The following is a 14,250-nucleotide window of genomic DNA, read 5'->3' as shown; positions in this document are numbered from 1 at the left end:
TAGTGGTTCCGTAGCTCAGCAGGATAGAGCATCAGATTCCTAATCTGAGGGTCACGCGTTCGAATCGCGTCGGAATCACCATTTCCCTTTTTCGACTGACGCAGCTACCGCCGCCGCACATGTTCCATGCGGAAGCCAAGCCCGATCAATCGGCCCGCCAGATGCGCCAGCAGCGGAAAACGCGCAATGCCGCGAATGAAGGCCGGCGGGCCTTTGCGTTTTTCCTCGTTTCCCTGACCCGTGCGACGTGAACTGCGCATCATCAGCTGCAATTTTTGCGTGGCACGTGTGGGAAAGCTGCGGCGGGCTTCGACAGCCGCCAGATCACTCTCAGTCAAACGGGCGGATTTCAGCGGTTCGGCCAAAAGATTTGCCGTCGCCACTGCATCCTGAATGGCCAGATTGACACCGACGCCGCCGATCGGCGACATCGCATGCGCGGCATCGCCGATACATAACAGGCCCGGCCGCCACCAGCGTTTCAGCCGGTCGATCCTGACCTGCAGCAGACTGACATCGTCCCAACCGGCGATCTCCTGCATCCGCTCGGCCGGCAGCGGCGACACCGCAATCACCGCCTCGCGAAAGGCCTCTATGCCGCGCGTTTTCATCTGCGCAAACGTGCCGCGCCGGATGACGAAACCGCATTGCCAGTAATCACCACGATCGATCAGCACAAAACCCTGCCGTGGCCCGGCATGGCCCATGGTTTCGTTCGGATCACCCGGTTGTTTGGACAGCTTCATCCAGACCACTTCGCTCGGAGACCCGAAACTCTCGACCTCCAGACCGGCCTTGGCGCGGATGACGGAATTGCGTCCGTCCGCGCCCACGACGAGGCGGCAGCGGATGTCGATCCGACCTTCCGGCGCCGAAGCAGAAAGGCCGACGACCTGCCCCTGTTCCTCGACAAGCGCATCCACCTGCGCCTGCATGATAAGCCGGAAATTCGGATATCGCTTTGCCTCACGGCTCAAGAAATCCAGAAACTCCCATTGCGGCATGAAGGCGATGAACCTGTGCTTCACCGGCAATCTGGAAAAATCGGCAATGGTGATCTGTCTTCCGCCAATGTCAGCGGACAGTTTTGGCGCCTTCGTATGCGGCAATTGAAGGAAAGCCTCATCGAGGCCGAGTTCGCGCATCACTTCAAGCGTCGACGGATGGATCGTGTCGCCGCGAAAGTCGCGCAGAAAATCGCCATGCTTTTCGATAACCACGACATCGACACCGGATCGCGCCAGAATGAGACCAAGCATCAGCCCGGCCGGGCCACCGCCGACGATGGCGCAGGATGTTTCGAGCTGTTTGGAAAACGCGGAATTGATACTGGTCATGCCGCACCTTCTACCGCCGGCGTGATCCGATCAAGCCATTGCTTTGTCACACCCGCTTGCGGCGCGGAAAACTGGCGGGACTTGTGACCTCAGGCATTCAAGGCTAGACCGGCGCTCTCAGAAGCAGGCGGACAATTCATGACATCGGTGCAGCATTCGCGTTCCATCACCGTTCTCGGTTCCACGGGTTCGATCGGCGTCAGCACGCTGGATGTTGTCAAACATCTGGGGCGAGAAACGTTCGAGGTCGCTGCGCTGACGGGTAGCAGCAATATTGCCCTGCTGTCCGAACAGGCGCGCGCTTTCAATGCCAAACTTGCCGTGACCGCCGACGAAAATCGCTACAACGATCTCAAGGATGCGCTCGCCGGCACCGGCATTCAGGTCGCGGCCGGTCGTAGCGGCCTGATCGAAGCAGCCGACATGGATGCCGGCCTGGTGATGGCAGCGATCGTCGGCACGGCGGGCCTAGCCCCGACGCTTGCGGCGGCAAGACGCGGCGCTGATATCGCGCTTGCCAACAAAGAATGTCTGGTGTCCGCCGGCGATCTTTTTGTCGAGGCGGTGAAACAGGGCGGCGGCAAGCTGCTGCCGGTGGACAGCGAACACAATGCCATCTTTCAGGTTCTGGAGGAAAATCAGCGCCACGCACTGGAGCGGGTGATCATCACCGCCTCCGGTGGACCTTTCCGCACCTATACGCTCGAACAGATGGCTGGCGTAACGGCAGATGTCGCACGCGCTCACCCCAACTGGTCGATGGGACTAAAAATCTCGATCGACAGCGCTTCGATGTTCAACAAGGCGCTGGAAATGATCGAGGCCAAACATCTGTTTGGCCTTACCCCTGAACAGGTGGAAGTGATCGTGCATCCGCAATCGATCATCCATTCCATGGTGGGTTATACGGATGGCTCGGTTCTGGCACAGCTCGGTTGCCCGGATATGCGCACCGCCATCGGTTATGCCCTGCAATATCCGAAGCGTGCCAATTTGGCTGTCGAAAGGCTGGATTTCGCAAAGCTGGCGCGACTGGATTTCGAGGCCCCGGATGAGACCCGTTTCCCGGCTCTGCGGCTGGCGCGACTGGCGATGACGCGCGGTGGCGTTCAGGGTGCTGTTCTGAATGGCGCCAAAGAAGTGGCGCTCGAAGCCTTTATCGCCGGCCGCATCGGTTTTCTCACCATGGCTGAGATCACCGAAAAGGTGATGACCGAGCTTTCAACCCTGCCGCCCGCATCCAGCATGAACGATGTTTTTGCCGCCGATATCGAAGCACGCCGCCTCGCCGCCCAGCACATCGGCTGAGCTACGAACGCACATGGCATCAAAGAAAAAGGCCTGATCGGAAGCGATCAGGCCTTTTGTGTTTTAGCGATGCAATATCGATCTTATGCGACGTGGCGGGCAAGCGCACAGCGCGACCACAGTTGATGCAGCGAATCGACCAGATGTTCAAGATCGGCATCTGTATGCAGCGGCGTCGGCGTGATGCGCAGACGCTCGGTCTTGCGCGGCACGGTGGGGTAGTTGATCGGCTGCACGTAGATGCCGCAATTGTCCATCAAGAGGTCGGAAATCCACTTGCACTTGGCGGCATCGCCGACCATGACCGGCACGATATGGCTGGGGTTCGGCATATGCGGAATGCCCTTTGCATCCAGCATGGACCGCAGCTTGCGCACGCGCTCCTGATGACGTGCCCGTTCGAACTGGCTGTTCTTGAGGTGGCGGATCGAAGCGATCGCACCGGCAGCCAGAGCCGGCGGCAAAGCCGTCGTGAAGATGAAGCCCGAAGCGAAGGAGCGTACGAAATCGCAAAGCGCCGTCGATGCGGTAATATAACCACCCATCACACCAAACGCCTTGCCGAGCGTACCTTCGATAACGGTGATGCGATCCATCAAGCCTTCGCGTTCGGCAATGCCGCCACCGCGCGGGCCGTACATGCCGACGGCATGCACTTCATCGAGATAGGTCATCGCGCCGTATTTGTCGGCGAGGTCGCAGATTTCCCGGATCGGCGCGATATCGCCATCCATAGAATAGACGCTCTCGAAGGCGATCATTTTTGGCGCATTGGGATCGGCGGCAGCGAGCTTGGCTTCCAGATCGGCGAGATCGTTGTGCTTCCAGATCACCCGCTCGCACTTGGCGTAACGAATGCCCTCGATCATCGACGCATGGTTCAACGCATCGGAGAAGATGATCATGCCGGGGATCTTCTGGCCGAGCGTGCCGAGGGCCGCCCAGTTCGACATATAGCCGGAATTGAAGATCAGGCCGGCTTCCTTGCCGTGCAGGTCTGCGAGCTCGCGCTCCAGAAGAACGTGGTAATGGGTGGTGCCAGAAATATTCCGGGTGCCTCCCGCACCCGCGCCACAGTGATCTATGGCTTCGTGCATGGCGGCAAGAACGGCGGGGTGCTGGCCCATGCCGAGATAGTCGTTGGAACACCAGACGGTGACATCCTTCGTACCATCAGGCGTATGGTGCGTCGCGCGAGGAAAACTTCCGCGCTGGCGCTCAAGGTCTGCAAACACGCGGTAGCGGCCTTCCTGATGAAGTCCATCCAGCTCGTTCTTGAAAAATGCCTCGAAATCCATGTCAAACTCCAGAACCTGCACTTTTGTGAGTTCTGCCTTTTCTTCCGTCAACCCCAGCGATCTCTAATAGAGGCTCCTGCGGCAAATGGCCCACTTTTTTGAACTGTTCTAGTCAAAAGATAGAGAGGCCATACGCCCCCGTGTTGATCGATGTCAAATTTTGACGAATTGCATTTTTTCCAACTCGTATGCCGTAGAGAACCGCTTGGCGTAACCAAAGCCGACCTGCACCACAGTATGGACATATGGATATGGAACCCTATCCTCTGTCACGACGATGCTGCTTGCGGTATGTGGTGAGAGGCGAGATCACGACCTGCGGCCGTCTTCAATGAATGGAGAGTGTTATGAAAAAACTGATGGTTCTCGCTCTGGCCGGCCTGTCGCTGGCGGGCTGCACACAGACTGAAAAAGGCGCCGGCATCGGCGCTGCATCCGGTGCCGTCATCGGCGGTCTGGCAACCGGCAATGTCCGTGGCGCTGCAGTTGGCGGTGCGATCGGCGGCGTAGCAGGGGCCGTCATCGGCAACGTTTCCGAACAGCCCGGCCAGTGCTATTATCGTGACCGAAATGGCGGTCGTTACATCGATAGCTGCCCACGCGGCGGGTACTGACGCAAGTTTCAGGGCCGCACTGCCGGCCTGGCTGACAAAAAGCCCACGGATAACGTCCGTGGGCTTTTTTTGTTATTGGCGCGTATTTTCCTGGGATCATTTCCCATAGCCCTCTGAGACCTATGGCCGCAGATTGCGGCAGATCAATCCTCCGATGTCCGCACCTGCTTAGCCAGCAGCCACCACCAAGCGCTGCACATATCCATCCGGATTGGCAGCTTTCATTGCGGCTCCAGTCACGGATATCAGATGAACGCCAACACGCCCCCCGATCAGGTCATCACGGCAGAACCTGCCACGCGCAGTCATGGAACACACGGCAATCCGGCCGTCGTGGGCCTTGCCGGTTTCGGCATGACCACCATTCTGCTACAATTCCACAATGTCGGCTGGGCTTCGCTTGGTCCTGTGATCTGGACCGGCCTCATCTTCGGCGGCTTGGCCCAGCTCATCGCTGGCCTGCACGAAGGCAAGATCGGCAACAATTTCGGCTACACCGCTTTCACGTCCTATGGCTGCTTCTGGATCGCGCTGTGCCTGATACAGATCGGTAATGCCACAGGCCTGTTTCCGGTCAGCCATGAGGATTTGGGCTGGTTCCTGGTCATCTGGACAGGCTATACCGCGATCATGACACCCGGCGCCATGCGCGCCAATACGGGGCTTGGTCTGGTCTTCATCACGCTGCTGGTCGGCTTCGGCCTGCTCGTTGCCGGGCATTTCGGCCCGCCGGTGTTTAATGTGATCGCCGGCTACGAGCTGATGGTGTGCGGCGCCATCGCGCTCTACGTCATGGCGCATACGATCTACAAGGATGCCTTTGGCCGCGATGTGCTGCCTGTCGGAAAGCCCATGATCGGCTGAGCCACGCATTCCACTTGGGGGACCGGGCGGCGCGCCAAGGCGCCCGGTCTTTTTTGCGCCGACTTGCGCGGCTCTGAGGCAACACCTGGATGCGAAAGCCCTTGCTTTTTTACAGAAAGATTCGACCTGGCTCATTAAAAGACATATGTTGCCCCTGTTTTTGCGAATAAATTAGCATTCAACACAACGAGCAAAGACCGGCGAGGGCGGACACATCCTAGTATTGCGGAAACGCCTCCATACGGCACCGGTCATTCGATTCGCGCAAAGAGGTGCGACGGCTCTGACCCTTGCTTTGGCGACGACAAGCTTTCCCGGGTTCGCGCCGGAAGCGCATGCGCTCAAGATTTTTGGGCTGACCTTGTTCGAAAGCGACAAGGATGAGGTCGAAGTGATCGACCCCGTCAAATATGACGTCACCTTCCAGGCCGGAGACGCAAACAGCGATCTCGAAGAGCGGCTTGAGAATGCAGCCTCGCTGGTGGCAGACAAGGATAATCCGGTTTCCGGCGATCTTGGTATCGTCATCAAGGCGCGCGAGGACCGCGATCGCCTCGTGGCCGTACTTTTCGAGGAAGCGCGCTATGGCGGCATCGTCAACATCACGATTGCCGGACAGGATATCGACAGGCTTCCTCCCAATCCGACATTCGACCGCAGCAAGCCTATCCCCGTTACCGTTTCGGTAGAGCCCGGTCCTGTCTTCACGCTCGGCAAGATCACGATGCTGGGCGACGCCGCCGGCCGTGATCCGGCAAAATATGATCTCGTTCCCGATGGAAAGGCCGGTTCGCGCCTGATCATCAAGGCTGGAGAAACTGTCGTCCGCGATCTGAAGAACGAAGGACGACCGCTGGCTGAACTGGCGACACGGGACGTCGTCGCCGATCACGCGACCAACAAGGTGGATGTGACACTCGACGCCCGTGGTGGTCCCGTCGCGCCCTTCGGCACCGTTACGGTCAAGGGTGCACGCGCGGTCGATCCGGATTTCATTCGCCGTTATTCGCGCCTCGATCAGGGAAAGCAATATTCACCTGACCAGATGAAGAAGGCGGGAGACCGCTTGCGGGAACTCAGCGTGTTTTCCAGCCTCACCATCCAGGAGGACAAATCTCTGGCGCCGGACGGTTCGATCCCACTTTCGATCGAAGTGTCCGAAGGAAAATTCAGGTATTTTGGCTTTGGCGCCGAATATTCCTCGCTCGATGGTGGCGGTCTTTCCGGTTACTGGGGGCATCGCAACCTGTTCGGACAAGCGGAATCGCTGCGTGTCGAAGGCGAGGTTTCCGGCCTGGGTTCGACCGAAGGCACCGATGTTGCTGACCTCAATTATCGTGCCGGCGTCTATTTCAAAAAGCCGGGCATGTTCCTGCCGCAGATCACCTTCGATGCAAGCGTGGAAGCGAAGACCGAAAACTACGATAGTTATGACGCAAGATCGGTAACTGCGCTCGGCCAGTTCACCTACGAACTCACAGATCAGGACAAATTCACCGGCGGCGGCGAAATCGCATATACCCAGACCCAAGACGTCTATGGTGACAACGATTACCTGACCTTCAGCCTGCCGATCGGTTATGAGCGCGACGCCCGCGACAACAAGCTGGATCCGACGGAAGGTTATTACGGCACGCTTTCCGCCAAACCGAGCTATGAGGCGTTGAACGGCAGTGTATTCTCCTCTTTCGAAGGCTCCATTTCCGGCTATCTTGGACTTGGCCAGGAGGATCGCGTCGTTCTGGCCGCAAAGCTCGCTGCGGGAACGCTCATCGGTGGTGATGGTTTGGCAAGCATACCGGCAACGCGACGTTTTTATGCGGGTGGCGGCGGATCTGTACGCGGTTATTCCTACCGCGAAATTTCGCCCTACAACGATGATAACGAGGCGCTTGGCGGGCGCTCATACATGTTAACGTCTTTGGAAGCGCGTATAAAAATTACCGACTCGATCGGAATTGTGCCGTTTTTGGATGTCGGTACAGTTGCCACCGAAATCGTGCCCGATTTCTCCGATATCCGCATGGGCGCCGGGATCGGGCTTCGATACGCAACCCCGTTCGGTCCTTTGCGTATCGATTTCGCGCTACCGCTTGATCGATATGAAGGCGGCAGTTCATACGGCATCTATGCAGGCATAGGGCAGTCGTTCTAAGAGAATGCAGCGAGCCCGAAGGGCAAGTGGAAAGGTCTGATCGCGTTCGATGACAGTATTGTTTCGCCTGATGAAATGGATCACGCGCGCCCTTGTGGGCGCCGTCGCGATTCTGCTCGTCCTGGGCATAGTCGTCGTCCTGTTTGTCGGGCTTGTGCCGGCCGGCGGACGCATGGCCGCCGACACCATTTCCTCCCTCGTTTCCACACCTGACCAGACTATCAAGATTTCTCGCCTGAAAGGTGTCCTGTCCGGCCGCCTGCGCATCGAGGGAGTGAGCCTCTCCGACCGTGACGGCACGTTTGGCGAAATCCGCAATATCGCCGTCGACTGGTCTCCGCTTTCCCTTTTGACAGCGACATTCCACGCTGAACGCATTGCAATCGGTTCCATCTCCCTGACGCGTGCGCCGACCGAAGGCGAAACACCGACTGAGGCGACCAACAGCAGTGGTAGCGGGTTTTCGCTGCCCGTCGAACTGAAAATCGACCGGTTCGAACTGCCGGATATTCGCCTTGCCGAAGCGCTGGCTGGCCGGGACTTTTCGATTGCTGCCAATGGTGCGGTCGATGCGACATCGGAACGTGTTGGCCTGAACTTTGCCGCCCATCGGCAGGACCTCCCCGATGCGATGGCGCAAGCCGATCTCGTTTACGCGCCTGAGCAGAATGAACTGAAACTGCAGGCTTCCGTCGCCGAACCACAGGGCGGATTGATAGCCCGTCTCCTGAGGTTGCCCGGCAATCCGGCCGTGGCCATGGCGCTCGACGGCAGCGGACCGCTTTCCAACTGGACCGGTCAACTCGACGGCAATGTGGATGGCGCACCTGTCCTCAGCATCAATGGCAAGCACACGCTTACCGAAAACGGCCGCCATCGTCTCGAATTGACGGGCGGCGGGCAGTTGCAGGAAATGCTGCCTCCGGCCGTACGCCCCTTCTTCGCTGGTCTGACCGCCATCGATGTCGCAGCCCGCTTCGGGAATGGCGAGCGCATCGATATCGACAAGGGCAATATCAGCACGGGCGCCGTGAAGGTTTCCGCAGCCGGCGCTCTTGATCAGAAGGGCGACAACAGCCTGACGGCCAGCGTTGCCGGCGCAAACGGTCCGATCGCCATCAACTGGCCCTTGGCTCAAAACCAGCAGGCCCGCCTTTCGATCGACAACGTCAATTTCACGCTGACGGGCGCTGCGACCTCGGCCCGCTTCAACGCCACTGCCGCCATCCGCTCAGCAGACCTGCCGCAGGGCCGGTTTGAGCAGGTTCGCCTGCAAGCGGAGAGCGAGGATCTCGATCTCATCGAGCGCGCCGGCAGCATTCGCAGCCGGCTTACGATCGCCCGCTCAGCTTTTGCCAATGCCGATCTCGACCGTGTGATCCGTTCTCCGTTCACGCTGGATGCGCCAATCCGTCTGGCACTCCCGGCAGTGGGTCTTGATGCAGCCACGATCGAAAGCGCCAACCTGAACGGTACGATCAGCGGCGCGTATGATCTGTCAAAACAGGCCGTGACCGGCAATATCCGCATGACCGCCAACCCGGCTGTCCTGCCACCTGCCGTTGCTGCAAAATTTTCCGAGGCGATCGGCGTCGAAGCCTATGTCAACGCTGTTATCGGCGGGCGCATGGCGCTGGAAAACCTGACGATCCGCTCCGGCACTGTGGAGGGCCACGGCAATGCCGTGGTGGAAAACCAGACGATCAATGCACGGCTGGCCGGCCGCTTGCCCGATATCGGCAAGCTTCGGCCGGATGCCAAGGGTGCTGCCGGCTACGATATTTCCGCGACCGGTCCACTGTCCGCCATCACGTTAAAGGGCGTGGTCAATTCGGCCGAGGCCCGCATTGCCGGCAGAATGATCGAAGCCTTCAGCGTCACCGTGGATGGTACCGCCGATCCCAACGCGCCGCGTGGGCGCGTCGGCCTGACCACCAGGATTGATGGCAAGCAGATCACCGCCGGCTCCGATGTCGCTTATGTCAGCAACCGTCTGTCGACGTCGAACCTGCAACTCAATGTCGGGCCCAACCAGCTGACCGGCGCGCTGGATTTTTCCGAACAATTCCTGCCACAAGGCAATCTGGACTTTGATTTTCCAGATTTGGCCCTTCTCGCCTCCTTCGCCGGACAGCAATTGCAGGGCGACCTGAGCGGTACGGTCACCTTCGTCAACGCCGACGCAACGCCCTCCCTCGCCGTCAAGGCGACCGGTAATGCGTTGACGCGCGGTGGTCTCACCGTTGCGTCGCCGACGGTCGACATGCGGCTGCCTGATCTTCGCGCCCTGACCGCTGAAGGCACGATCCGCGCCGCCAGCATCGGCGTTGGCGCACAGGCATTGACCGACGTTGTGCTCGGCGTGCGCAGGCAGGATGCCGCAACGCAGTTCGATCTTGCCGCCCAATTCGATTCGGCACCGCTTTCGACTGCTGGATCGCTGACCCAGAATGACCGCGGCATGGCCGTCACGATCGATCATTTCACGGCCAAACCGCGTGGCATTGACGTGGCTCTGTCGCGGCCATCACGCATCGACATTGCCGACGGCGGCGTCACACTGTCCGAACTCACACTCAACGCCGGCAACGGCCGGGTGGTGCTGGACGGGCAGGCAGGCGATAATCTTAACCTCACCGCCACCGTCACCACTCTGCCCGCAACGCTTGCCAACGCTTTCGTTCCCAATATTGATGCGGCCGGGGCCATCAGCGGCAAGATCGTCGCGACGGGCACGACGGCGGCACCGGTCGTGCGCTACGATCTTCAGTGGAGCGATGCGCAGCTTCGCCAGACCAAGGCCGCCGGCATTTCTCCTTTCCTGATCGAAGCCAACGGCCAGCTTCAGGATAACGTCGTCACGCTTGGCACGACCCGCATCACCAATCCGGACGGCCTGTCACTGGCGGCAAACGGCTCGGTCGGTTTGAAGGATGGCGGTCCCGGACTGAACGTGAATGCCGAGATCGGCTCATTACCGGCAAAACTCGCCAACGGTTTTCGACCCGGGCTTGATGCCGCTGGCAGGATTTCAGGTTCGGCCAGTGCAAAGGGCACGATTACGGCACCAGTCGCAGACTTCAATCTGAAATGGACTGATGCGGCGACGACAGAAACGCGCAAGGCAGGCCTCTCCGCCCTTCAGATCGAGACCGCTGGCAAGTTCGAAAACAACACGGTCACGATCGCCGACGCTCGTATTGCAGGTCCCGGCCAGCTCGGTCTTTCCGCACGCGGCTCCATTGCACTCGGCGAAGCGCAGACAGTCGATATCGACGGCGAACTGACCGACATCCCTGCCGCGCTGGCCAATGCCTTCGTGCCCGATCTGGATGCCGGTGGCCTGCTTTCCGGCCGCATCGGCGCCAAGGGCACGCTTGCGGCTCCTTCCGCGACTTTCGATCTCGCCCTGCGTGACGCAGCCGTTCGCCAGACCCGCGATCCCGCCGTCGGCCCGCTTGCGATCACGGCGCGGGGACGGTTTGAAAACAATCGCATCACGCTCGACACGCTTTCAGGCTCCGGTGACAATCTTGGCCTGTCGGCCAAAGGCTGGCTTGATCTCTCAGGCGAACGTCCTCTCCTGATGGATGCCACCATTTCCGCGCTTCCGGCCAAGCTTGCAAACGCGTTTCGCCCCGATCTGAATGCGGCCGGTTCCTTCGCCGGGACCTTGAATGCCAGCGGCAACCTTTCGGCACCCAATGCGGTTGTCGATCTCACCGGCACCAACCTTGCGGTTGGGCAGGGTAACGTTGCGCTCAGCGGTCTTCAGGCGCGGCTAAAAGGACGCCTCGATAATCAAGCGCTCACGCTTGAAGCAGCGGATCTCACCGGACCTCAGGGCCTTTCCCTCACGGCGCACGGCAATGCAGCGCTGTCCGGTGACCGCAAACTGGACATGACGGCCAATCTGGCGTCGGTTCCTGTCGCACTTGCCAACGTTTTCCGTCCCGATCTCGAAGCCAGCGGCTCTATCAACGGTTCAGTTGTCGCCTCCGGCACGGTTGACACGCCCGTCGTTCGCTACGATCTCGGCACGACCGAAATCGCCACGCGCCAGACACGACAGGCCAACGTTTCCGCCTTGCAGATGAAGGCCAAGGGCAATTTTGAAAACGGCATCGCGACCCTTGAGGAAACCACGATCACCGGTTCCGGCGGACTTTCCGCCTCGGCGGCAGGTCGGGTTATCCTCAATGGCCCATCCGGTGCGCCTGCACTTGATATCAACGCCGATATTGCCGCGCTACCGGTCAGCCTCGCCAATGGTTTTGTGCCCGGCCTTGATGCCAGCGGCATAATTGCAGGCAAGATCACCTCCACTGGCACAGCCACATCACCCGCCATTCGCTATGACCTGCGTTGGGCAGACCTTGCCCTGCGGCAGACCAGGGCAGCCGGTCTGAATGCCCTGCAGCTGAACGCAGCGGGCACGTTCGAACAGGGCGTAACCAATCTCGAAGCCGTAAGACTGTCCGGTCCTTCAGGTCTCTCTGTCGATGCCAAGGGTTCCGTCAGCCTTGTTGGCGACCGTCCGATCAGTGTCACTGCCAATGTTGCTTCATTGCCGGCAAGCCTTGCCAACAGTTTTCTCCCTGGCGTCCAGACCGGTGGTGAGATTACCGGCTCGGTGACAGCAAGCGGCGCAATGGCGACCCCCGCCCTCCGTTACGACCTGCAATGGAATGACGCGGAAATCCGCCGTCAGGGCGCGGCCGGCATTTCCGGCATGAACCTTAAGGCAGCCGGAAATTTCGAGAACAACACGCTGAACCTGGCTGAAACGCGCCTCACCGGCCCGCAGGGCATGTCGCTGACAGCAGGCGGTCGCGTGGTACTGGGTGGCAAGGCTGGCCCCGTTCTCGATGTCAATGCCGATATCAACGCCCTGCCGGCTAGCCTCGCCAACGGTTTTGTGCCCGGCCTCGATGCGGGCGGCAAGATTACTGGCAAGATCACCGCACTCAACAACGCCTCGACCCCTGGCGTGCAGTTCAATCTCGCCTGGGATGATGCAGCCGTCGCCCAGACACGCTCTGCCGGCCTTGCTCCTTTCCGCATTGCTGCCAATGGCCGTTTCGAGAACAACACCGTCACCGTCGATACCCGCCTTTCCGGTCAGTCCGGTCTGGCCATTTCCGGCAGCGGCTCCGTCGGTCTTGCCGGCAATCGCCCGCTGAACCTCAAGATCAATGGTGGCGTGCCTTTCGCGCTTCTTGGCGCACAGCTGGCCGGTCAGGGCTTTGTGCTCGAAGGCAATGGCAATATCGACGTGAATGTCGGCGGCACGGCGACGGCGCCACTGATCACCGGCTCCGCGAACACATCCGGTGCCCGACTGATCGACGTCCGCCGCAACCTCGCCCTTGAAAATCTTGCTGCCAACATAGCTTTCAACCGCGATCAGGCGACGCTCTCGTCGGTCACGGCAAATCTGTCGACCGGCGGCACCGTTTCCGCACAGGGCACGATCGGCATCAATCCGGCAGCCGGCCTGCCGGCCGACCTGACCGTGACGCTTGCCAAGGCCACTTACGTCGACGGCCAGTTGCTCGCCTCGACCGCCGACGGCCAGCTGACGGTCAAGGGTCCGCTTCTGACCAATGCCATCCTCGGTGGCCGCCTCAGCCTGTCGAAGACGTCGATCACCGTCCCCGCCAAACTTCCATCCTCTCTGGCGGAACTCAACATCAAGCAGAAGAACGCACCTGCCGATGTCCGCCGCCAGATGGCGGAAATCCAGCCCAAGGGTGGCAGCGGCAACTCTTCGGCCTTGGGCCTTGATCTCGTCATCAGCGCGCCGAGCGGCATTTTTGTGCGCGGCCGTGGCATCGATGCGGAGCTTGGCGGCGAGTTGAAGGTCACCGGCACGTCGGCAGCACCGAACGTCTCCGGCGGGTTTGAAATGCGCCGTGGCCGCATTATCATTCTCACCAAGCGTCTGGACTTTACCGAAGGCAAGATCACCTTCGGCGGTGGCCTGATCCCCGTTCTCGACATGGAAGCCAATACCAGCTCGCAGCAGACGACCATTACAGTCAATGTTGTGGGCGTCGCTAACGATCCGGACATCAGCTTCTCCTCCTCCCCTGCCCTGCCGCAGGATGAGGTTCTGGCCCGCCTTGTCTTCGGCCAATCCATGTCAAAGCTGTCGCCGCTGCAGATTGCCCAGTTGGCGGATGCTGTCAGCCAGCTGGCCGGTGGTGGTTCGAACTCGCTGCTCGACACACTGCGCGCCAATCTCGGCGTCGACGATCTCGACATCAATACCGATTCGAGCGGCCAGACGACCGTTTCCGTCGGTCGTTACATCAACGACCGCACCTACCTTCAGCTTGAACAGGGCGGCAAGGCCGGCGCCCGCGCCACCATCAATCTGGACGTCGGACGCGGCGTGAAGCTCAAGGCCGGTGCCGGCGGCGATGGCGGTTCGGCCGGTGTGTTTTACGAAAAGGAATACTGATCGGAACAGGCTGTCCATCAGTATCCGCTAACCGGCTGATTCCGCGCCGCCTTTTGGCGATCGGTTTAGATTTAAGAAATACTCTTCCCCTACAGTAACCTTCGAATCGATCGACAGCACATCCCGTGCGATCGGCGAGAAGGTTTTTCGGCAACGGTCGCGAGCACATTTCAAGGTGCGTCCGCTCCCGTGCAGCACAGGGCAATGG

Annotated in this window: 7 protein-coding genes and 1 tRNA gene; 6 read left to right on the top strand and 2 right to left on the bottom strand. The window is 60.0% G+C overall.

The features are described from left to right. Positions 1–4: 4 nt before the first annotated feature. A tRNA-Arg gene (locus tag ACRQ1B_RS21190) sits at positions 5–81 on the top strand. 23 nt (positions 82–104) lie between these two features. On the opposite strand, the gene ACRQ1B_RS21185 is transcribed toward ACRQ1B_RS21190, so the two are convergent. Then, positions 105–1,337, bottom strand: a complete 1,233-nt coding sequence (locus tag ACRQ1B_RS21185; protein WP_432296035.1) for an FAD-dependent oxidoreductase — start codon at positions 1,335–1,337, stop codon at positions 105–107. Positions 1,338–1,475: 138 nt separating this feature from the next. On the opposite strand from ACRQ1B_RS21185, the gene dxr reads away from it, so the two are divergent. Continuing rightward, positions 1,476–2,645 (top strand): 1-deoxy-D-xylulose-5-phosphate reductoisomerase, encoded by a 1,170-nt coding sequence (gene dxr / locus ACRQ1B_RS21180; protein WP_432296034.1) that lies wholly within the window; start codon positions 1,476–1,478, stop codon positions 2,643–2,645. 83 nt (positions 2,646–2,728) lie between these two features. Here dxr and hemA read toward each other — a convergent pair whose 3' ends face one another. Beyond that, the gene (gene hemA, locus ACRQ1B_RS21175; protein ID WP_432296033.1) at positions 2,729–3,943 is read right to left on the bottom strand and encodes a 5-aminolevulinate synthase; all 1,215 of its coding nucleotides are present in this window, start codon (positions 3,941–3,943) and stop codon (positions 2,729–2,731) included. A gap of 347 nt (positions 3,944–4,290) precedes the next feature. Here hemA and ACRQ1B_RS21170 point away from each other — a divergent pair, with 347 nt between their 5' ends. The 4 genes from ACRQ1B_RS21170 to ACRQ1B_RS21155 all read left to right on the top strand — a co-directional run bounded on the left by ACRQ1B_RS21170 (position 4,291) and on the right by ACRQ1B_RS21155 (position 14,042). Next, positions 4,291–4,557, top strand: coding sequence for a YMGG-like glycine zipper-containing protein (locus ACRQ1B_RS21170; protein WP_432296031.1), 267 nt, complete (start codon positions 4,291–4,293; stop codon positions 4,555–4,557). Positions 4,558–4,806: 249 nt separating this feature from the next. Continuing rightward, entirely contained in the window at positions 4,807–5,421 is a 615-nt protein-coding gene (locus tag ACRQ1B_RS21165) for an acetate uptake transporter (RefSeq protein WP_432296029.1), read from the top strand. Between the two features lie 223 nt (positions 5,422–5,644). Then, positions 5,645–7,576, top strand: coding sequence for an autotransporter assembly complex protein TamA (locus ACRQ1B_RS21160; RefSeq protein WP_432296028.1), 1,932 nt, complete (start codon positions 5,645–5,647; stop codon positions 7,574–7,576). 49 nt (positions 7,577–7,625) lie between these two features. After that, positions 7,626–14,042, top strand: a complete 6,417-nt coding sequence (locus tag ACRQ1B_RS21155) for a translocation/assembly module TamB domain-containing protein (RefSeq protein WP_432296027.1) — start codon at positions 7,626–7,628, stop codon at positions 14,040–14,042. Positions 14,043–14,250: the final 208 nt, after the last annotated feature.

It is taken from the genome of Endobacterium panacihumi (genome assembly GCF_050847465.1).
GTDB classification, from domain to species: Bacteria; Pseudomonadota; Alphaproteobacteria; order Rhizobiales; family Rhizobiaceae; genus Neorhizobium; species Neorhizobium panacihumi.
Note: the sequence above shows the minus strand (reverse complement) of the source record. Positions and strands in the feature narration are given on the sequence as shown.